The 22,387-nt window shown below is 64.5% G+C and carries 14 protein-coding genes; 10 read left to right on the forward strand and 4 right to left on the reverse strand.

What is annotated here, in order from left to right; genetic code table 11:
- Positions 1-30: 30 nt before the first annotated feature.
- Positions 31-3,333: a bifunctional diguanylate cyclase/phosphodiesterase gene (locus KFB96_RS11130; RefSeq protein ID WP_213461343.1), complete on the reverse strand. Its 3,303-nt coding sequence runs from the start codon at positions 3,331-3,333 to the stop codon at positions 31-33.
- A gap of 490 nt (positions 3,334-3,823) precedes the next feature.
- Here KFB96_RS11130 and KFB96_RS11135 point away from each other — a divergent pair, with 490 nt between their 5' ends.
- From KFB96_RS11135 to KFB96_RS11155, 5 genes are all read left to right on the forward strand, one after another.
- Entirely contained in the window at positions 3,824-5,992 is a 2,169-nt protein-coding gene (locus KFB96_RS11135) for a malate synthase G (protein ID WP_213461345.1), read from the forward strand.
- 281 nt (positions 5,993-6,273) lie between these two features.
- A complete protein-coding gene (locus KFB96_RS11140) occupies positions 6,274-6,579 on the forward strand; it encodes a hypothetical protein (RefSeq protein WP_213461347.1) in 306 nt (101 codons plus the stop codon).
- A 90-nt stretch (positions 6,580-6,669) separates the two neighbouring features.
- Positions 6,670-6,915 carry a PepSY domain-containing protein gene (locus tag KFB96_RS11145; RefSeq protein WP_213461349.1) on the forward strand — a complete coding sequence of 82 codons (246 nt, stop codon included), beginning with the start codon at positions 6,670-6,672 and terminating at the stop codon, positions 6,913-6,915.
- 11 nt (positions 6,916-6,926) lie between these two features.
- On the forward strand, positions 6,927-7,625 hold the full coding sequence (locus KFB96_RS11150; protein WP_213461351.1) for a response regulator transcription factor: 699 nt from the start codon (positions 6,927-6,929) through the stop codon (positions 7,623-7,625).
- A complete protein-coding gene (locus KFB96_RS11155; protein WP_213461353.1) occupies positions 7,625-8,962 on the forward strand; it encodes an ATP-binding protein in 1,338 nt (445 codons plus the stop codon). The genes KFB96_RS11150 and KFB96_RS11155 overlap by 1 nt, the downstream gene beginning before the upstream one ends.
- 63 nt (positions 8,963-9,025) lie before the next feature.
- Here KFB96_RS11155 and galE read toward each other — a convergent pair whose 3' ends face one another.
- A complete protein-coding gene (gene galE / locus KFB96_RS11160; protein ID WP_213461355.1) occupies positions 9,026-10,039 on the reverse strand; it encodes a UDP-glucose 4-epimerase GalE in 1,014 nt (337 codons plus the stop codon).
- 134 nt (positions 10,040-10,173) lie between these two features.
- Here galE and KFB96_RS27545 point away from each other — a divergent pair, with 134 nt between their 5' ends.
- The 3 genes from KFB96_RS27545 (at position 10,174) to KFB96_RS11175 (ending at position 15,682) form a co-directional block, all read left to right on the forward strand.
- Positions 10,174-10,377, forward strand: coding sequence for a winged helix-turn-helix domain-containing protein (locus KFB96_RS27545; protein ID WP_366931577.1), 204 nt, complete (start codon positions 10,174-10,176; stop codon positions 10,375-10,377).
- 541 nt (positions 10,378-10,918) lie between these two features.
- Positions 10,919-14,446 carry a hypothetical protein gene (locus tag KFB96_RS11170; protein ID WP_300971577.1) on the forward strand — a complete coding sequence of 1,176 codons (3,528 nt, stop codon included), beginning with the start codon at positions 10,919-10,921 and terminating at the stop codon, positions 14,444-14,446.
- A gap of 417 nt (positions 14,447-14,863) precedes the next feature.
- Positions 14,864-15,682, forward strand: coding sequence for an SHOCT domain-containing protein (locus tag KFB96_RS11175; protein WP_213461359.1), 819 nt, complete (start codon positions 14,864-14,866; stop codon positions 15,680-15,682).
- Between the two features lie 408 nt (positions 15,683-16,090).
- Here KFB96_RS11175 and cls read toward each other — a convergent pair whose 3' ends face one another.
- The gene (gene cls, locus KFB96_RS11180; protein WP_213461361.1) at positions 16,091-17,530 is read right to left on the reverse strand and encodes a cardiolipin synthase; all 1,440 of its coding nucleotides are present in this window, start codon (positions 17,528-17,530) and stop codon (positions 16,091-16,093) included.
- Positions 17,531-17,730: 200 nt separating this feature from the next.
- Positions 17,731-18,504 (reverse strand): retropepsin-like aspartic protease, encoded by a 774-nt coding sequence (locus tag KFB96_RS11185; protein ID WP_213461363.1) that lies wholly within the window; start codon positions 18,502-18,504, stop codon positions 17,731-17,733.
- Between the two features lie 386 nt (positions 18,505-18,890).
- Between KFB96_RS11185 and KFB96_RS11190 the strand changes: the two genes are divergently transcribed.
- Both KFB96_RS11190 and KFB96_RS11195 read left to right on the forward strand, forming a co-directional pair.
- Entirely contained in the window at positions 18,891-20,852 is a 1,962-nt protein-coding gene (locus tag KFB96_RS11190) for an SLC13 family permease (RefSeq protein WP_213461365.1), read from the forward strand.
- Positions 20,853-21,061: 209 nt separating this feature from the next.
- A complete protein-coding gene (locus KFB96_RS11195) occupies positions 21,062-22,294 on the forward strand; it encodes an ATP-binding protein (protein WP_213461366.1) in 1,233 nt (410 codons plus the stop codon).
- Positions 22,295-22,387 lie beyond the last annotated feature (93 nt).

The following is a 22,387-nucleotide window of genomic DNA, read 5'->3' on the forward strand; positions in this document are numbered from 1 at the left end:
GCGTCGGGTCGCGCGCTGCAGCGTCAAGGATCAGCCCGCATCGGTGCGCAGCAGCGCGGTGACGGCATCGGCATCCAAGGGCCGGCTCTTCAAATAGCCTTGGAAGAGATCGCAGCCTTGATCGCGCAGGATGCCGAGCTGGGATTGGGTCTCGACGCCCTCGGCCAAGACCTGCAACCCCAAGGCGTGACCCATGGCGATGATCGCATCGACAATGGTGCGCGCATCCTGCTGTTGGTCGATCTCGTCGATGAAACCCTTATCGATCTTGAGGACGTCCAGACGGAATCGGCGCAGATAGGCGAAGGAGGAATAGCCGGTTCCGAAGTCGTCGACCGCCATGCGGATACCCTGCGCGCGCAGACGGTCGAGGACGCCTGCCGTATCGCCCTCGCGCTCCATCAGGGCGCTCTCGGTGAGCTCGAGCTCAAGCCGATCGGCCGGGAAACCAGTCTGGCGAAGCACCCGCGCGACGGACTCGACGATGTCGCCTTGACGCAGCTGATATCCCGAGAGGTTGACCGCGACGACCAAGGGGGCAATGCCGGCCTCCATCCAGCGGACGCCCTGGCGGCAAGCCTCGTGCAGCACCCACTCGCCGAGCGCTCCGATCAGACCCGTCTCTTCGGCGAGGGGGATGAACTCGCCGGGCGGGATCAGGCCGCGCTCGGGATCTCGCCAGCGCACCAACGCCTCCACACCGATCACGCGTCCGGTGGCGATCTCGACCTGAGGTTGATAATGCGCGACCAGTTGGCCCTCGGCCAAAGCGCAGCGCAGCCTCCGCTCGGTCTCCACGCGCAGCCGCGCGCTGTGGGTCAGATCCTCGGTGTAGAAATCGAATCGACTGCGCCCCCCCTCCTTCGCCCGATAGAGGGCCGCGTCGGCTTGACGCAGCATCTCCCCGGCATCCTCGTTGTGCCCCTCGTAGACGCTGATGCCGATGCTGGCGCCGATGCGCACCTCGCTGCCGTCCGGCAGCCTGGTGGTCTCGCCCAATGCCGCAATCAAACGCTCGGCGACACGGGCGGCGTCCTGCGGATCGACGATATCTTCGAGCAAGATCGCAAACTCGTCTCCGCCGAGACGGGCCAAGGTATCGGCCGCAACCAGACAACCGCCGAGGCGCCGCGCCGTCTGTCGGAGCAGAACATCGCCCGCGGGATGACCGTAACTGTCGTTGACGTCCTTGAAGCGGTCCAAATCCAGCAGCAGCAGCGCCACGAGCTGGCCTTCGCGGGCCGCGACGTCGATCGCGTGATCCAGGCGCGAGACGAGCAGAAGACGATTGGGCAGCTCGGTCAGAGGATCGTGATAGACCAGAAAATCCAGCCGAGACTCGGACTCCTTGATGCGCGACAGATCCGCGAAGGCGCCGACATACTGGATAACCCGCCCCGCATCGTCCCTGACCGCGCTGATGTTGAGCAATACCGGATAGAGCTCGCCGTTCTTGCGCCGGTTCCACAGCTCGCCCTGCCAATGGCCGGTGTCTTCGAGGCTCCGCCACATGGCATCGAAGAAGGCGGCGTCGTGGCGATCCGACCGAAGGAATCCCGGTGTTCGTCCGAGTACATCCCCCTCGCTGTAACCCGTCAGCTCGACGAACGCCTTGTTGACCTGGAGGATGCGCGTGTCGCGATCCGTCACCACGACACCCTCGCGCGTGTTGTCGAACAGCGCTGTAGCCAATCGTCGACGTTCTTCCTGGCGCTTGCGCTCGCTGATGTCGGCGACGGTCCCGACGAAATAATCGACGGCGCCGTCCTCGTGCCGCACGACACGGACATCGATCTCGGTATGGACAATCCCCCCGTCCTTGCGCACGTAGCGCTTCTCCATCGCGTAGCCGTCCGACGTCCCGGCCAGGACGTGCTGGAACTCGGCCAGGTCCGCGTCGAGATCCGGCGGATAGGTCAACTCGACCCACGTCATCTCGGCCAGCTCCTCGCGCGAGTAACCGAAGATCTCGCAGAGCCGATCGTTGAAGCGAATCCAGCGTTTGGTCTGCGGCGAGGTGATCGCCATGCCGACGAAGGGCAGCTCGTAGAACTTCATCAACAGCCGATCCTTCGCGGCGGCCTGCGCCGCCAACTCCAGGCGATGGGTGCGCTGCTGCAGACGCCAGAAGAAGTAACCGGACGTCGCGATCACCGACAGCGCGGCCAAGGCAACCAGACTGACCCAGTAGGTCAACACCCGCAGGGGCGCCATGACCTCCGCACGATCCACTTTGGCGATCAGGCGCCAGTTGGTCCCTGCGATCTGACGAAACACGGCAAGCACCTCGATCCCGCGATAATCCTTCCCCGGGACGTGCCCCACGTCGCTGTCGTGCAGCAACGCAGCCGTGGCCGGAAGCGGATCGCCCAAGGGAACCTTTCGAACCAGCGGGATCCACTCGCGATGCCGGGCGGCACTCAGAAAGACTGCAAAATCGCCTTCACGCTCCACCAAGAGGGTCTCGGCGCTCGGACTCGCGGTCGGCCACGCGCGCAGGGACGGATACAAAAAAGCCTCGGCTCCCGCAAACAACACGATGGTGGCGACCGCACGTCGCCCCCCGCCCTCCTCGCCCGAGAACGGGATCACCCAAGAGAGCCGAACGCCGCCGTCCTGGTCGCGATGGAGCGCGCTCTGCAGGACGCGATTCTCGAGCTGTGCACGCAAGGTCAAGCTGTCGAGCGGCGGCAAAAGCTCGGAATGCGCGCCGATCCTCAGCACGACCTCGCCGTCAGGGGCGACGACGAGAACGCCCACGTAGTCGTAGACCTCCATAAGTGCGGCAAGACGGCTGGAAACGACCGCGGCGAGGGTCGGATCCGGAGACGAGTCGGCGAGCAATTGTTCGAGTCGTTGAGAGAAGCGTGCATCGAACGCGAGCAGCAACGCATCGCCGTGCCGTTCAGCCAACCATTGCTCCAGTTGATCGGCCTTGAGCGCGGCGACAGCATTCAGATTCGAATAGGCATCACGCTCGAGCTGGGGAGCATGAATCAAGACCACACCGAGACTCAAAATCGGGACCAGAGTCAACAGCGCAAAAAAGCCCAAGATCATCCGAAGTGGCTTGACGGGCTTGATCGGCTTCTCGACGGCCGAGGGCTCAGACTCCAGGGCGCCTTCGAAAGAGGTCTTGAGCAACCAGAAGAGCAGGATCGCGGTGACCGTGACGAACAGCAGTCCCTTTGTCAGGCTCATGCCCAACAGGATTCCCAACTCGCCTGTCGCAAGCGACAGCAGCACGTCCGAAACCAAGATCCAAGCGAGCCCGAAGACGAAGTAAATCAGGGCAATGCGCAGGGCTGGCGACCGCCGCAAGAAGTGTTTCATGAATTTCGGCGCTTCATCTTTCGTTCCCCGGGACCCGGCGGCGAGCCGGCGCAGCACTCTCGAAGCATTGGATCACCGAATCCTCTAACTTGACGGAATTCATTGGGCAAAGATTGCCCCGGTCGAACAAAGCATCCATCTTAAACCGCGTCCAGAGCGAGATGCTCACTTTCGAGTGAGCTCGAAGTTTGGTGGATCCACGACCCTTAGCGGGGGACGCGGTTTAAATTTTATATTTTTTAATACTTTAAACCGCGCCGGCTCCAGCGGTTCTGAAATCCGCCGGGGCCGATCCCATCCAAAAACATCGCATACCGCACTGGGCGCGGTTTAGTCTAGTTGGAAATCGGGCGCGCTTGGATCATCGCATCTTCGGTGATCAGCCCGAGACGCGTGCCGATTCGCTTTTTCGGAGGCTGAAGACAACAATCCACGGCATTCCGATACCACTGAGATGGCCCTCGCGACCCGAGGGTTGGAGATCGAGATCATGATAAAGCGTATGGATGTGGGCGGCGTGAAGGTCGCGCAGCCCTTGTTCGATCTAGTCAACGACGATGTCTTGCCCGGTACCGGCATCGCGCCCGACGCATTCTGGCAGTCCTTCGAGAACATGGTCCAGGAGCTCGCGCCACGTCATCGCGCCCTTCTGGCAAAGCGTGACGCGCTGCAGGCCCGTATCGATGCCTGGCACCTCGAGCATCGCGGTCGAGCACTGGATCAGGGCGCCTACCGTGCCTTCCTCTCGGACATCGGTTATCTCGTTCCCGAAGGCCCCGCTTTCGGCGTCACAACGGCGAACGTCGACACGGAGATCGCGGAGACCGCCGGTCCCCAGTTGGTCGTGCCGGTGAGCAACGCACGTTACGCGCTCAACGCGGCCAACGCCCGCTGGGGCAGCCTCTACGACGCGCTCTACGGGACCGATGTGATCCCGGACGCCGAGGGGATGGAACGCGGCAAGACCTATAACCCCAAACGCGGCGCCGAGGTCATCGCCCGCGCCGCCGCCTTCCTCGACGAGGCCGCACCGCTGAACCGCGGCTCGCACGGGGAGTCCTGCGGCTATCGGATCGAGGACGGCAAGCTGGTCGTCTGCCTGCCGGACAACAGCCAGACCATGCTGGCGGAGCCGGGGCAGTTCGTCGGCTATCTGGGCACCCCGGAGAAGCCGGATGCCATCCTGCTGGTCAACCACGGCCTGCACGTCGAGATCCGGATCGATCGCGAGCATCAGGTCGGTCGCGACAGCCCCGCCGGGGTGGCCGATCTGCTGTTGGAATCGGCCATGACCAGTATCCAGGACTGCGAGGACTCGGTCGCCGCCGTCGACACCGAAGACAAGGTCGAGGTTTATCGCAACTGGCTGGGCCTCATGAAGGGCGACCTCACCGCCCGTTTCCAGAAGGGCGGCAAGCCTGTCGATCGCGCCCTGGACGAGGACCGGACCTACCGCACCCCGCTCGGCGGGACACTCACCCTGCCCGGCCGCTCGCTCATGCTGGTGCGCAACGTCGGCCATCTGATGACCACGGATGCCGTGCTGGATGCCGACGGCAATGAGATCCCGGAAGGCATGCTCGATGCGCTGATCACGGTGGCCTGCGCCCTGCACGACATCCATCCCAATTATGGGGCCCGTCGCAACTCGCGCACGGGTAGCGTCTATATCGTCAAGCCGAAGATGCACGGCCCCGCGGAGGTGCAGCTCGCGGTGGACATCTTCGCCGGCGTCGAGGATGCACTCGGTCTCGCCCGCAACACCGTCAAGATCGGCATCATGGACGAGGAGCGCCGCACCACGCTGAACCTCAAGGAGTGCATCCGGGTCGCGTCCGAGCGGGTCATCTTCATCAACACCGGCTTCCTGGACCGCACGGGCGATGAGATCCACACCGACATGGAGGCCGGCGCGGTGCTGCGCAAAGGCGACATGAAGACCGCGCCTTGGCTGCTGGCCTACGAGAACTGGAACGTCGATGTCGGTCTCGCCTGCGGTCTGCGCGGTCATGCCCAGATCGGCAAAGGCATGTGGACCATGCCCGACGAGATGCGCGCCATGGTCGAGACCAAGTCCGGTCACCCCAAGGCCGGCGCCAACTGCGCCTGGGTGCCCTCCCCGACCGCCGCGACCCTGCATGCGATGCACTACCACCAGGTCGATGTGGTCGCCATCCAAGCCGAGCTGGCCGCCGGCGGACCACGGGCCAGCCTGGATACCATCCTGCAGATCCCGCTCGACCCGGCGTGCGCCTGGAGTGCGGAGGAGATTCAGCAGGAGCTCGACAACAACTGTCAGGGCATCCTGGGCTATGTGGTGCGCTGGGTCGATCAGGGCGTCGGCTGCTCGAAGGTGCCGGACATCGCCAACGTCGGCCTGATGGAGGATCGCGCGACCCTGCGGATCTCGAGCCAGCATGTCGCCAACTGGCTACATCACGGGATCGTTTCGCGCGAACAGGTCATGGAGTCGCTCAAGCGGATGGCCGCGGTGGTCGATGCGCAAAACGCCGGTGATCCTGTCTATCGCCCGATGGCGCCCGGATTCGACGGCATCGCCTTCGCGGCCGCGTCGGACTTGATCTTCAAGGGCCGCGAGGCGCCGAGCGGCTACACCGAGCCGACCCTGCACGCGATGCGCAGGCGGCTCAAGGGGTAAGGAACAACTCAAAACAACCGAAACAGTAGGATGGGTAGAGCGCAGCGAAACCCATCCAGCCCGCGCCAAGGCATCAGACCGAAACTCTGCAACATGGCGGTTTGGAGGATGGGTTTCGTTGACGCTCTACCCATCCTACGAGTGAAACACGCTCAACTCGTTTCTGAAGCGTCACTCAGGGATGTCGACAGCACTGCTGTTCAGGTACGGTTCAGCGTGGATGCTCTACTCTTGGGGTGATGACGGGTATCGGTTTCCCGTCGCTGCCCCGGAGATCGTCCATGAACATCAAGCGCCGGGCGCTGTTGATCCTATCCGCTGTCGGTTTCGCGACCCTTGCCCTCGCGCCTGCGACCTCGCAGGCGCGGGAGCCCCCCATGTGGGAAGGGCGCGACGGTCGGCAATGGCGCTGCGATCGCGGCCCTCCTTGCGACCCCTACCCCCGCCGTTATCGCCCCGAGCGCGGCACCACCACCATCACGACCCCGGAATACGGCGGCCACGCCATTCGCGGTTATGTCCCGCCCCGCTCGGTCATCCTGAATCCGCCCGAGCGCGGATACAGGAGCGACCGATACCCGAGATAATGCGATGCGGTACCCGGATGCCTTCGGCCCGACGGGCCGTCTGTGCTAGATTCACCCGCACCTGGAACGGATCCCGGAGCCAAGAAGACCATGCGCCAGACCAGAGTCGCCCTCGCCGTCTTGCTCCTCGTCGCCGTCGCCGCGACGACCGGGGCGGCGTGGGGCCGCGATAAGTCGGGCCAAGGACAAATGAGCCCTTCCCAAGCGGAACAGGAGGCGCGGCGCCAAACCGGCGGCGGTCGCGTGCTCTCCGTCAAGGCGGCCGACGGTGGTTATCAGGTCAAGGTTCTGACACCGTCCGGCGAGGTCAAATACGTCTTCGTCTCGGGCCGCTGAAGGATGAGCCTATGCATGTCTTGGTGATCGAGGACGAGGCCGAGCTGCGTCGCCAAATCATCGAGCGTCTTGCTCGTGAGGGCGCCATTGCGCAGGGCACCGGCGACGGTCGCGAAGGCTTGTATCTGGCGACCGAATACCCCTTCGACGCGGCGGTGATCGATCTCGGCCTGCCCGGGATGAGCGGGCTGGAGATCATCCGTAGCCTGCGCGCCGCCGACAGTCTCCTGCCGATCCTCATCCTGACCGCGCGCGACCGCTGGCAGGACAAGGTCGAGGGCCTCGAGGCCGGCGCCGACGACTATCTCGCCAAACCCTTTCAGGCCGAGGAGCTGTTGGCCCGACTGCGCGCCCTGATCCGCCGAGCCAACGGGGCGGCGTCTCGCGAGCTGCGCATCGGCCCGTTGCGCATGGATCTGGTCGCCCAATCGGTCTGGATCCACGAGCGCCCGACCGAGCTGACGGCGTACGAATATCGGCTCTTGGAGCAGCTGGCGAGCGCCCGCGGCGGCGTCCTCTCCAAGCAAGCCCTGGCAGACCGGCTCTACCCGCACGACGAGGATCGCGACAGCAACGTCATCGAAGTGCTCTTGGGGCGCCTGCGACGCAAGCTCGACCCGGACGGCTCGCTCGCGCCGATCGAGACCTTGCGCGGACGCGGCTATCGCCTGGCACTCGCACGCGAGGACGCGCACCCGGGTTCCGCCTGATGTCGCTGCGCGCACGCGTCGTCGCCTCCGCCGCCGCGGTGCTCGCGGTCTTCATGCTGCTCACCAGCCTCGCCTTGGAACGGGCCTTCCGCGACACCGCCGAATCCTCGCGCGAGGAGCGTCTGCTCGCGCAGATCTTCCTGCTCATGGCCGCCGCGGAGGCCGAGAACGACGGCCTGGTCTTCCCCGATGCACTCGCCGAGGCCCGCTTCAGCCTGCCCGGGTCAGGTCTGTACGCACGCGTTTTCGACATGTCCGATCGGCTGGTTTGGGAATCCGCGTCCGCGCTGGGAATCCCCGAGCCGAGCCCGATGGACCTCCTGCCGGGGCAGCGTCGGCTCGAGCTCAGACGGGGCGGCGACGGCGAGGGCTATCTGGTGGAAGGCTTCGGCGTGTCCTGGGAAACCGGGGAGCTGCCGCGCCACTATGTGTTCCTGGTCGCCGAGGACATGGCGGCCTTCAACGAGGAGGTCGGGCGCTTTCGCGGCAGTCTCGCGGTCTGGCTCGGTGCGATGGCCGCGCTCATGTTGACGGCACTGGTCTTGATCCTCGCCTGGGGGCTGGCGCCTTTAAGGCGCGTCAGCGCCGAGGTGGCCGCGATCGAGTCCGGCCAACAGGCGAAGATTCTCGGCACCTATCCAACCGAGATCCGCGCCCTGACCGACAATCTGAACGGCCTGCTGGCCCATGCGCAGGCACGCCAGATGCGTCTCGACAATGCACTCGGCGACCTCGCGCACAGCCTCAAGACACCGCTCGCGGTGATGCGGGGCGCCGTCGGCGATGCCTCCTCCGGACAGAACACACGCGCGCTCATGGAGGAGCAGCTCGGGCGGATGGACAACATCGTTGCGCACCAATTGCAACGCGCCCGCACGGGCACCGCGCCCGCATCCATACTCGCTCCGCCGGTGCCGATCCGACGCGTGGCGGAACGTCTCCTCGCCTCGCTCGCAAAGGTCTATCGCGACAAAGGGGTCGAGGTCACGCTCGCGCTCCCGCAAGAGCTGCAGATCAACGGTGTCGAAGGGGATCTGATGGAGATGCTCGGCAACCTGCTCGACAATGCCTTCAAATGGTGCCGATCGGAGGTCCGAATCGGCGCCCAAATGTCCAAAGGGCTGCTCGTCATCGCCATCGAGGACGACGGGCCCGGCATTCCACCGCGGGATGCCGAACGTCTCCTCGCCCGCGGCGTCCGCGCCGACGAGGCCGTGCCCGGTCACGGCATCGGTCTCGCAGTGGCACGCGAGATCTGCGAGGCCTACGGTGGGCGCCTCAGCGTCGCGTCATCGAGGCTCGGGGGTGCGAGGATCGGTCTGAATCTCCCGGTTTAAATCGCGTCCGGAGCGATATGTCGGCAAGGTCACCCGCCCGATGCGTCCCGCGCAGGCGCGCCTTCAGTCACCGAACCCCTGCGGGTTCTCGGACTGCCAACGCCAGCTGTCCCGGACCATCGCGTCGATCCCGAATTGCGCCTCCCAACCGAGCTCCGCCTTGGCGAGCGCCGGATCGGCATAGCAGACGGCGATGTCCCCGGCGCGGCGCGCGACGATCTCGTAGGGCACGGGACGCCCGCTCGCACGCTCGAAGGCCGCCACCATATCCAACACGCTGTAACCGTGCCCGGTGCCCAAGTTGTAGACCACAACGCCGGGCCCCGGCGCAAGCCGATGCAGCGCCGCGAGATGCCCGCGCGCCAGATCGACGACATGGATGTAGTCGCGCACGCCGGTGCCGTCCGGGGTCGGATAGTCGTTGCCGAAGACGCGCAGCCGCGGCAGCTTGCCGACCGCGACCTGTGCGACATAGGGCATCAAGTTGTTCGGAATGCCGTTGGGGTCCTCGCCGATCCGACCGCTCGGATGCGCGCCGACCGGATTGAAGTAGCGCAGCAGGGCGATGTTCCAGGTCGCGTCGGAGAGGTGAAGATCGCGCAGGATCTCCTCGATGAAGAGCTTGGAGCGGCCATAGGGATTGGTCGCCGACAGCGGAAACCCTTCCCGGATCGGCACCGTCGCCGGATCCCCGTAGACCGTGGCCGAGGAGCTGAAGACCAGATTCCTCACCCCGGCGGCGGACATCGCCCGACAGAGTGTGATGGTCCCGCCGACGTTGTTGTCGTAGTAGTCAAGCGGGAGCTCGACCGACTCACCGACGGCCTTGAGTCCGGCAAAATGGACGACGGCATCGAAGGCGCCGTCCCGAAAGATCGCATCGAGTGCCGCGCGATCACGCAGATCCGCCTGGATGAAGGTCGGCGTCCGGCCCGTGATCTCGCCGACCCGCCGCAGCGACTCCTCCTTGCTGTTGCAGAGGTTGTCCACCACCACGACGTCCATTCCCGCGGCCAGCATCTCCACGCAGGTATGGCTGCCGATGTACCCTGCGCCGCCTGTCACTAGTACGTGCATCGTTATCACTCCGTCGTGTGCTGCCGTTCGTTCGCTGTACTCGTTTATCGTCCCCGTGAGCTGGCCTCGGATCCCGGAGTACTCCGCGGCCTGCCGCACCGGAGTCGAGTCTTGCGCCTGGGTTTGACCCTCACATGGTTGCCCATCGAAGGTCAAGCGCCCCCGTGCAACCCGTCCCGCGCTCCGCCCGGCCATCTCTTGCATATCCCGATGTCTACATCGGTCGACTCCGAAAAAAACTCGGCCCGTGCGGCGAGCCGATCGCGACCGTGCGTGGGGCTGGCTACCGTTATACCGAGAGCAACCCCGGTGATTTCGGGGCGATCTCGCGGGCGTAATGCCGACGCCGGAGCGAACCGACTCGGGCGCACGCACCGCCGCGAAGACCTCGGGCGCCGCCGGCTGATCCGCACCACGAAGGTGCGAGAGCGCTCGATCCTTGTTCCGAATCAATGCGACAGGCGTTCCGTCTGTCGTCGCGACCCGGGCTTACCGCTGCGCGCCGATCGTCACTCCGCCCCTAATCCAGGCCGACAAACGTCGCCGAACGGCGAACGCCCCGGGATCGTCGACTTGCAGTCGACATCTTCCCACGCCTGAAGGCCGGCGGGTCGCGTCCAACCCGACACTCCCGGGGCTCGCGCTCGGTGCCTGTCGGCCGGGGTCATGTCGGCCGGGGTCAGACCCCAGCGCTTCGGCATCGACGGGGACAGTTTTAAAATCCGACACTTCAAGCATGGAGATACCACCGGACGTTGGGCGCGCCACGTGGCGTCGTTTGTGCTTAACTCCCCTACAGAACGCCGCCTCGCATGCCTTTCGCAACGACGAGCGCCGTGCCCGCGCGGCAGGCCCCGCCCAACACTGCAGGTCACCGACATGATCGATCCCATTCGCGAGCTTGGTCTCCACACCGGCGCGTCCGCCGCTCTCCCCGACGGACCCTATGCATCGCTGTCGGCCGAAGACCGTCAGAAGCTGCATCTCTACATCAACTTCAAGCTCATCTCCTCCGGTCAACCGTCCTGCGGCACGGCAGCGACGGCGGGGTTCATCGAGATCGCCCACGATCTGCTGCTGAGTTATCGCGAGAAGAACCGGCTCCTGTCGACCTACCACTGCCCGGTGGACCGACGCATCCAGGATTTCCTGGGGCGCTATTTCGAGGATCTGGAGCTGGATCGAATCCCGACCCTGCCCTTCCAATCCTTCATCCTGGACCGTCACGGACTGGCCCGCGAGCTTTCCGTCCCCGTCGACAGCGACGTCTTCACCTCGGACATCATCTCGAGCTATCGCGTGGCCCAAGGCGTGCTTCACAACCCGGCAAGCGACCGCCGCACCACCGAGGGATCTTTTCACGTCGCCGAGGGCGGGCTGCCCATCCCGGGCGACAAGAAGGCGGTGCCCAAGGCGGTCTTCGCAAAGCTGCTCGAGGCCGCGCTCGATCCGCCCGACGACCTGCTGACCATCCCCTTCACGGCCAACCACAGCGAGCCGGCACGCATGTTCGTCTCGCTGCTGCTGCGTCCCTTGGTCTGCCCGGAGGTGCCCGGATTTCAGCCCGAGAAGAAGATGGAGATCCGCTTCTTCGCGCCGGGCAATCTGGTCTCCAACCTGGATTTTGTCGAGAGCATCTTCGGCAACGGCGGCAATCCCTATCTTGCCGACTTCGATGCCGCCTTGGACGTCGATCACTGGACCGGCCACACCGGCTGCGTCCTGCTCGCCCCGCACCTGACGCAGCTCACCAAGCAGGCGCTGGGGCTGCCGCACCGTGACCACGCGACCGGTCGCCAGCGTGCGGAGGGCATGTGCTGGAGCGATCCGGCCGAACGCTACAACGACGGCAATGCCTTCAAGATCACCGCACGCGACGCCTCCGGGGTCATCGTCACCATCCTGGCGGACAACTACTTCGGCTATTGCAAGAAGGAGGTAAAGACTCAGGTCAGCTTCGCCGCCAACCTCTTCGGCATGGCCGAGGAGGAGCACTCTGGCGGTGCACTCGCGTTCCCGCGCTTCAACCATGGCGAGGAATTCGGCGTGGATCAGTCCACGCGCGAGCCCGGTTATTCCTTTGCCGATGTGGCCGCGCGTTACGGCGAGATCATGGATCTGCAGCCGGAGGGCTACGGGATCGACAAACGCGTCCCGCAGGTCGTCTATGTCCCGCAGAACCTGCGCATGGACCTTCTCGCCCAGCGCATCACCTGGGATCACGAGGGCACGACACGTACCATCCGGCTGCAGCCGGACAAGATCTACATCCAGCCCAACGGCTACAAGATCGAGATGCAGAAGCACCCGGGCGCGCCGTCCTGGCGTCTCATCGGCACCAAGGCGGAAGGGACCTTCTGTCACAAGCCTTGCACCGTCTCGGGCGGCGGCAAGTCCGAGATCTCCAAGTCGCTCGAGGACGCCGTGCTCTACGGCCCCATCTTCGTCGACGATCTGAATCAGGATCTGGACCGGGTACAGGAAATCTTCGACCGCGAGTACCGGGACCGCTTCCGTCCCGGCTTCGAGCACGAGGACCACGACGCCGGGCGCAAGCCCTTGTCCCCGGAGCGCAGCCTGGGCTCGTTGATCAAGCTGCTGACCCCCTCGCCGAGTCATACGCGCGAGTACAACACCTGGCTCACGATGATCCCCCCGCGGTTGCTGGCCCTGACCTTCATGATCAAGCGTCTCTACCGTCCGAGCTGGGGCGAGGCGTGGCGCGACCGCTTCTCGGTCGACGAGGTCGACGGGGCGCCCGGGCACGAGCTCAAGGCCTTCGGGCGACGCATCGTGGCGACCTATCTTCGGGTCGGGTTCGATCTCGACAGCAAGTGGCGAACCTTCAAGCTGCGCCAAGACTTCATCGCCGCCGAGAAGATCCAGATGGAAGACGACATTACCGCCTCGGTCGTGATCCCGCCCGGTGCGGTCAGCGGATGCAGAGCCGCGGCTCGCGAGGGCGAATACAGCCTCAAGCTCGCCCGAAACTGCGAGTACCGTCTGTTCCAGCGCCCGGACGATGCCATCATCCCGGGCTTCGACAAGCAGACCGAGCTCGAGATGGCGCAGAACGGCAACTTCATGGCCAACTTCGAGCCGCTGGCGGGACCGACGCTGGAAGCGGTCATCGGCGACGTTCTGACCCTCTCGACCTTCACCGCACCCATGCGCGAGCGTCTCGAGCAGGCGGCGCGCGATGGCCTCGCCGTCGTCTCTTCCGCCCACCCGCGGCTGGTCGACGGCAATCCATCCAAGAACCCGCGCTACCTTCAGGTTCGCCCGGACCTGGTCAACCCGGTGCGCAAGTACGTCGCCGAGATGGGCGCACGCCTCCATCGTAAGCTGCCTCTGGACATCCCGATCTGCCACCCGGTCGACGCGGTCCTGACCGGACGGCGCAACAACCCGCCGGAGCCCGGCATCCGTGCGCTCGCGGTCTACAACCCGATCCACTACCAAGAGCTGCCCGAGCTCTTCATGGATTTCATCTGCTCGCTCACCGGCAAGTCCCCCTCCACGACCGGTGCCGGCAGCGAAGGTGCGCTGACCAAAGCGCCGTTCAATGCCGTGCGCCCGACCGTGGATCTCAACAACGCACTGGTGTCCTATATCCTCACCGGGTATGCCGGATTCTCGAGCTCCGCCGGACACATCGGCCCGGACGTGAAGGTGTCCCACGACGTCTCCCTATTGATTCCGGAGATCTGGGCCCGTCTCACCGAGCAGGAGCGCGATCCGCAATACCTAATCGCCAACGACTATCTGGAGCCCCTTGAAGACTTCGAGCACCAGGGCCGTACCGTGCTGGCGAGTCGGCTCGGCTACCGCATCACGGAGCGCTTCGTCGCCCACTTCATGGGCAAGATCTTCGACAACCCGCGCGCGGTCTTCACCTCGGCCATCCTGCGTCCGGAATCCCAGAGTCTGGAGGTCTTCGTCGACGGCATCGAGAACATCTGCGAGGCACAAGAGCGCGTCGCCCGACGCTATCTCGAGGACGGCAGCATCGAGGATGCCTGTCCGCCGCTCGCAGCCCTGCTCCACATCATGGCGGAGGGCCACTATCAGGGGCGAAAGGTCCACGATCCCGTGATCCGCAACCTCTTTACCCGCGCGTCCCTCTTGAGCTCCGACTGGTATCGCGAACGGCTGCAGATCAAGCAACAGCGCGACATCCAGCTCGCTCGGAGGATGGTGCTGAACCTGCAGCAGTTCATGGAGCTACGCCACTACGCCGACGAGGCCGACCGTCTCGATGCCGCCGCGCGCCTGGCGCGCGCCAAGGCCGATCTGGCGCGGGTGCAGGAGCCCGCCTACCTGGATGCCTTGGTCGGCACCATCGGCGCGGATCCACTTGGACCGGCTCGGGAGATCATGGTCGAGGCCGAGCGACAGGCCGCCTAAACCGCGCCCGGTGCGATAGGCGTCATGTGGTGAAGTGGATCGGCCGCGCCAGCTCCGAAAACTGTCGGAGCCGGTGCGGTTTAAGGTGATTTCCGGGAAAGCATCGACCAACATGTAGGGGCGACTTTAGTCGCCCGGTAAGCATCGGCAACACGCACGGCCGGGATGATCATTCCCGGAAATCGCCTAAAGTCTTCAAAAAAATTAAATTCCATACCGCGTCTCACCGGGATCGAGGACATCTCCGAAGCCAAACGCACACTGAAAAAGACGCATGTCGCTCTGGACGCGGTTTAGACTCGGTGTCGTCCGCCGCACCGTTTGCGGCCGCGACGACCGACCAGCGGCCGAACCGACACCCCGGACCACCTTGTGCTAGCGTGCCGGGCATCAGACAACCATCCCGGAACCTCAAAGATGCAACACCTGACACCCCAAGGCCAACAGATCGTCGACGATATCGCTCGGCGTCACGGCTTCAGCCAAGATGCCGTCATGCACATGCTGGTCGCCGTGCTCAACGGCAACGGCGGCATGGCCCAGTTCAGTCACCCGGAATTCGGCGGCTCGGGCCAATGGATGCAGGGCGGCATGCTGATGCTCGGCGACATGTTCAACTCCGCCCTCAAAGGCCGGGTCGACGCACTCTGCTGCGAGCTCGCCAACCTGCTCGCCAACCAGCCCGGCTTGCTTCAGAGCGGGAGCTTTCAGTCCCAAAGCCAAGGCGGCGGATCCTTTCAGAACCAAACCAGCGGGGGATTCCGCGGTCAGTCCGATCTCTTCGTGCCCGACCCCGCCGATCACTGGTGGCCGCAAGCGCTCGGCGCACCGAACGCGACCGGGAGTCAGAACAACGTCAAGTACGCCTATTTCGCCGACGCACGGCGCCTGGCGGTCAACACCGGCGGAGATGTCTGGGTCTACGACACGCTCGATCACCAGATCGGCGGCTTCTCCCAGCAGCAAGGCATGGGCGGCTCGATCAGCTTCGGCAGCCAGTACGGCACCATCGATCTCGGACGCCTTCCGGTCGTCTCGCGCAACGGCCAACCCGTGGAGGCTCCGCCTGTCTATGCACAGGACCGCCCCGAACCGCACCAACCCGCACCGAGTCAGCGAGGGAGTGAGGGCGACATCTTCGCCGCCATCGAACGTCTCGGCGATCTCAGGGCAAAGGGCATCCTCACGGACGATGAATTCAACGCCAAAAAGGCCGAGCTGCTGGCGCGGCTTTAGGCGATTTCCGGGAATGATCATCCCGGCCGTGCGTGTTGCCAATGCTTACCGGGCGACTAAAGTCGCCCCTACATGTTGGTCGATGCTTTCCCGGAATCACCTTAAACCGCACCAGGTGCGGTATGCGTCATGTGTTGGAGTGAACGATTCAAAAACAACCGAAACATGTAGGATGGGTAGAGCGTCAGCGAAACCCATCCAGCTCGCGCCAAGGGCATCAGACCGGAACCCGGCAACGCGCCGGTCTGGAGGATCGGTTTCGCTGGCGCTCTACCCATCCTAAACCGCGCCCAGAGCGAGATGCTCACTTTCGAGTGGGCTCGACGTTGTTTCTGAATCGTCACCTACGCCTTGGAGGCGGGACGCCGGATGCTTGACCACCCCGACCCACACGGCCCCTCCGATCGCTCAAAGATACGGCGAAAACAACCGCGCGAATCCGTCGCGCAGCTTCACCGGAATCGCGCGGTCGGCAAGCTCGCCGAGCGTCAACGCCCGGCTCGCGGCGATCTTGGCGTCGACTAGATGATGGAGCCGGCGTGATAGATCGCGATCGTAGCACTCGAGGTTGTACTCGAAATTCAGGCGCAAGCTGCGTGCATCCCAGTTTGCCGAGCCGAGAAACGACCAGGCGTCGTCGATCAGCATCAGCTTGGTGTGATCGAAGGGCGGCGGGGAGAGCCGGATGCGGCAGTGCCCCTCCAGAAGCTGGTCGACCTGGGCCTGCGCGGCCCATTGCACGAGCTTCAGATTGTTCCGCTCCGGCATCAGGATCTCGACCTCGACACCGCGCAAGGCGGTCACGTTCAGTGCAGTTACCAAGGTCTGGTCGGGAAGGAAATAGGGCGAGACGATCCGGACCCGCTCGCGCGCGGTCGTCAAGGCACCCAGGATCATCCGCCGGATGATGTCGAAGTCCTCGTCCGGGCCGTCCGGTACGCCGCGCGCGAGGGTCTGGCCGACGGGGGACAGCACCGGATACCAGGCGTCCCCGCCAAGCCGCTCGCCGGTGGTGAAGGTCCAGTCCAAGGCGAATGCCTCGACCAGAAAACGCACGACCGGGCCTTCGACACGCAGGTGCAGGTCTTGGATCGGATGGCGCGGAGAAGACGCGATCAGACATCCGGCGCGAATGTTCAGCCCGCCGGTGTAACCGATGCATCCGTCGACCACCAGGATCTTGCGATGGTTGCGCAGATTCAGGTACTGACTTCTGACCGGCAGCACGGAGGCGAGAAAGACCGCGGTCGGAATCCCGCGACGCCGCAGCAGCATCGGCATCGGTGGGTGGCTGTAACGCTGGCCGACCCCGTCGACGAGGATGCGCACGGAGACGCCCCGGCGATGCGCCCGCTCCAGTGCATCGACGAAGAGCAGACCGACGACATCCGTGTCGAAGATATAGGTGGAAAGACCAACGGTCTCTTTGGCCCGATCGATCGCCTCGAGCATCCGCGGGTACGCCTGATCGCCGTCGATCAGTGCCTCGACCCGGTTGCCGGCCCCCAGCGGCAAGCCGGTCAAGGCGTCGCCGAGATGTCCGAGCCGCACCAGGTCCGGATACTCGGACTGAAGCAAGCGGTGGGCGCGGCGCTCCCCGGCCAGCTCCGCCCGATCGCTGGCCTCGGAGGTCTGCGGACGCAACCGATGGGCCTTGCGGGTAATACGGTTGATCCCGAAGAGCCAGTACAGCACCAGGCCGACCATCGGCGCCAGAATGACCAGACCCGCCCAACCGACGGTCGAGGACACGTCGCGACGGCTGAGCAGGAGGTGAGCCACGGTGGCGACTTGAGCGGCGAGCTCCACCGCCAGCAGCGCTCCCATCCAGATGGTTTGGTCAGTCATCGGGGAGAATCAAGCACTACCGAGGCTCCTGCAGGAGCCGCCGAAAGGGCGCTCGATGTGTGTCGGCCGTGCTTTGGGCGATGTCCTGAATGCTTGCGTTTCGTAGGTTGTGCCGACGATAGGAAGCACAACATCCGCCGAGGGTTGGTTGTGCCTCGCGCAGCTCGGCACACCCTACAGTGCCGATAGCTCTCTCCCGCCTACCTCGCCGCCAAGGTCAGCTGATTCTGCTCGTCGTCGATGGTGACGCGGAATCGCCCGAGCAGGCTCATCCCCAAGAGGGCGTTCCCGCCGAGCCGCGTGTCGTCGATAAAGGCTGTCGAGACCCCTTCGATTCGCTGCTCTCCGAGCCAAACGCCGCTCAAGGTGCCGATTCGCGCATCCACGGTCCCGTTGGCGGTCTGCACGGTCTGCACCCGCAGATCATTCGGCGAGATCCCGAGCGGGCCGATCAAGGAGGCGGGCAGGACCACATGATCCGAACCCGTGTCGATCAGCAACACCCGCTGGACGCGCTGGCCGTTCGGCCCCTCGAGGGTCAGATTCACGGCGTGCGAGGTCCCCTGTCGCTGTGTCGGCAAGACGATCGAATCGCCCGGTTGACCGTCCTCGCCCTCCGGCGATCCGTCCGACGGAAAACCAGACCCTTCGTTCTCGATGATCAGCGGCGGCGCGACCACGGCAACCTTCTCGCCGAGGATGATGATCCGATCGACCCCGCCGTTGTCGGTCTGCACGATCACATGGTCGAAGCCATCCAGCAGGACGCGCAGGCGAGGCACCAACTCGGCACCCTCCGCACGTCCGTCCATCTCGGCGGTTTGCTCGATGCCGCGCACCTCGAACCCGTGCTGAGCCATCAGCCGTTCCAACTCGTCCTCGACGTTCACCAGCGGCGCCGCAAGGGCGGTCCGAGCAAGAACGACCGAGATCCAACAGAGGTTGATCAGGCTCCGACGAACGAGGTGCTTCATGACTCCGGACTCCGGACGCGAGGCTGGGAAAGATGGAACAGAGACTAGCAGCGAGCCGGGTTTAGAGCTACAGGACTGACCCGCCGGACACCGAAATCGGGGGCACCGAGATGACTCGCCCGCGCCGGACACGGGCGCTGGACCCGGAAGAAATCCGGGAAGAACGGGATCCATTTCATTATGATGTCTGGTCTTTAGTGGCCCGTGCGCCGAGAACAGACACGAGCCGGCCGTGGCTGCAACATCTCGGACCACGACATCGATACGACATCGAAGGGCCGTCATCTCAGGATATCGCTCGGGACAACAACAGGTCCGACCGTGCCCGGCGACCCGCGCCGCGGCAAAGCCGATAAAGGGCCAAATCAAATGAAGGACACTCAAGCATGCTCACCGCCTTTCGCGCCCCGACGAGAACCGAGCTCACCGCCGTCTTATTCGCAGTCGGCGGGTTCTACCTCGGCGGAATCGTCCCGTCAGTGGAGATCGCCTGGGTCGTGGGCTTTCTTCTTCTGACCATCTTCCTGTTCGCCTTCGAGATTGTCTCCGTCGACGTCGCCGCGATCTGCATCATGGTCCTGCTCGGGTTGACCGGGCTCGTGGCGCCCTGGATGGGGCTCGAGCAGGGGCTGGTGCCGGTGGAGCAACTGTTCGACGGCTTCGCGAGCAACGCGGTGATCTCCATCATCGCGGTCATGATCATCGGTGCCGGGCTCGACAAGACCGGCATCATGTCGAAGGTTGCGGGCTTCATCATGCGCATCGGCGGCCGCACCGAGTCGCGCATCATCCCGCTGATCTCCGGGACCGTCGGCGTCATCTCGAGCTTCATGCAGAACGTCGGGGCCGCGGCACTTTTCTTGCCCGTGGTCAGCCGCATCTCCGCGCGTACCGGTCTGCCGATGTCGCGCCTGCTGATGCCGATGGGGTTCTGCGCCATCCTGGGCGGCACCATCACCATGGTCGGCTCCAGCCCGCTGATCCTTTTGAACGATCTCATCCTGACGTCGAACAAGGCACTGCCGGCCGGCACGGCGCCGATGGAGACCTTTCAGCTCTTCGACGTCACCCCGATCGGGGGCGCCTTGTTGATCGCAGGTATCCTCTATTTCGTGCTCGCCGGACGTTTCGTACTGCCCTCGCGCGGGAACGAGATGCTCACCGGCAGCGACACCAGCACCTATTTCGCCGAAACCTACGGTCTGTCCTCCTTCGAGATCCGCGAGGTCAGACTCCGCCCGGACAGCAGCCTGGTCGGCATGAGCGTAGACGAGCTCGAGCAGCTCTGGCGGGTGCGCGTCATCGCCGTGGAGAAAGGCGACGGCCTGCGCCTGGGTGCCGACGGGGTGGACCGCTCGCTCGGCATCGAGCCCGGCACCACGCTCGGCCTGCTCGGCACCGAGGAGAAGCTCGAGCGCTTTGCCGAGGACAACGCCGTGGATGTCAAACCGGACTTGGAGCTCTTTTCCGAGGCCATGTCCAACACCAAGGCGGGTGTTGCCGAGATCGTCATCCCCCCCGGCTCGACCCTGATCGGCAAGACCGCACGCGATATCTGGATGCGCAAGACCTACGGGCTCTCGCTGCTCGCCATCAATCGCGGCGGCACGCAGATCACCTTCAGCACCGGCGGTGTGCGCAACACGCACCTACTCGCGGGCGATGCACTGGTGGTCCACACGACCTGGGCGGACCTGACGCGCCTGACCAAGGACCGCAATTTCGTGGTGGTCACCACCGAGTATCCGCACGAGGAGCTGCGCCCGCACAAGGTCCGCGCTGCACTGGTCTTCTTCGTCATCACGCTGGCCTTGGTCCTCTTTACCGATCTGCGGCTCTCGGTCGCCCTGCTGACCGGTGCCATGGGCATGGTCCTCGCCGGCGTCCTCTCGATCGACGAGGCCTACCAGGCCGTCAGCTGGAAGACGGTGTTTCTCTTGGCCTCGCTCATCCCGCTCGGGCTCGCCGTAGAGGCCAGCGGCACGGCCGCCTGGATCGCGCAGCAGACGCTGACCGCGCTCGGCGACGTGCCGATCTGGGTCGTGCAGGCCGCGCTCGCGGTGCTCGCGACCTTCTTCACCTTGGTGATGTCGAACGTCGGCGCGACGGTCCTGTTGGTGCCCTTGGCGGTGAATATGGCACTCGGTGTGGGCGCCAACCCGGCCGTGTTCGCCTTGACCGTCGCCATCGCCACCTCGAACTCCTTCCTGATTCCGACCCATCAGGTGAACGCACTCATCATGGGACCCGGCAATTACCGTGTCGTCGACTTCATGCGCGCCGGCGGGATCATGACGATCCTCTTTTTGGTGGTGGCGCTGACCATGCTCAATCTGGTCTTTGGCTGAACCGCTGAACCGCGTCCGCAGCGACATGCATTGGCGGCGTCAAACGCGGCCTCGGCCCAGTCAATGAGTCCGGTGAGACGCGGTTCAGGATTTTTTATTCATTTTTCTGAAACCGCGTCTGCTGCAGCGGGCGTGGGCTCATTCAAGGGCGGAATTCAATGAATGCCGTGCATGTCGTGCGAGACGCGGTTCTCTAGGGGTCGCTGGCGATGTCACTGCTGCGTAAGACGCCGACCTGTCCGGTGCATGGCTGCGAGCTGGTGCTCTCGCACCACGGCAAGAAGAGCAATCTCGGGCATTACTTCGTCGAGGTGGTCGGGGCGCCGCTCTTGTATTGCCCGCAGTGTTTGGAGAAGGGTCAGGACACCTCGGTGGAGGTCGAGCCGGCGGCGTCCAACGCCTTCCTGAAGCGGCTGGTCCAGGTGCTCGAGACCTCGGAGTTTCCGGGGCTGCTGAACAAGCCGAAGATCCGGGTCGACTTCAATCCCTCGAAAACGACCTTGGAGCACCCCTACGCCCAAGGCGTCACGACCAATGCCGTTGCGATGCCGCAACCCGGCGCCGCCGCGCCGCCCTCCGACGAGCCGGACGAGACGCGCCTTGAAGGCATCGAGCCGGTCGAGCCGCGCCACACCCTCAATCAACTCATCCTCGATCAGGACACCTTGGAGCGCATCCGCGAGGCCACCAATGTCCTGGTCTCTCAGGACTTGATCTACGTGACCTGGGGGCTGTGCTCGGTCGCGCGTACCGGACGACGCGTCGCGCTGAACTTCTACGGTCCCCCCGGGACCGGCAAGACCCTGGCCGCGGACGCCATCGCCGACCTACTCGCCAAAAAGATCCTGCGCATCAGCTATGCCGAGCTGGAATCGAAGTATGTCGGCGAGACCCCCAAGAACATCAAGGCGGCCTTCGCCAAGGCGTCCGCGACCGGCGCCCTGCTCTTCTTCGACGAGGCCGACTCCATCCTCGGCAAACGTCTGGTCAACGTCTCCCAATCGGCAGACAACAGCATCAATGTCGCACGCAGCACGACCCTGATCGAGCTCGACAACTTCGACGGTGCGGTCATCTTCGCCTCGAATCTGGTCGGGAACTACGACATCGCCTTCCTGCGGCGCATGCTCGCCCATGTCGAGTTCAGGCTCCCCGCCACCGAGCAGCGCGAGAAGATCTGGCGCTGCCACATGCCGCCCCAATTACCGCTGGCAGAGGATGTCGATTTCGAGAGCCTGGCGCTCTATTCCGAAGGTGCGGCGGGCGGCGACATCCAGAATGCCGTGCTGCTCGCGGCCTCTTACGCATCGATGCGACAGGGCGCCGAGCAGGTGGTCATGCTCGCGGACCTGAAACGCGCCATCGCCTTCCTTCTCGACGGCAAGCGTAAGATCCTCGAAGGCGCCGCCGGATCGGACGCCGATCGGTTCGATTGGGGTTAAACAGCGTCCCTCATGCCCTGCACTCTTCTCGCAACGCCGCCGCGTACAGATGACACGCATCACAGCAGACGCGGCGTCGATTGCCGATGATGG

Origin of the sequence: Thiocapsa sp. (assembly GCF_018399035.1) — a bacterium.
GTDB lineage: Bacteria > Pseudomonadota > Gammaproteobacteria > Chromatiales > Chromatiaceae > Thiocapsa.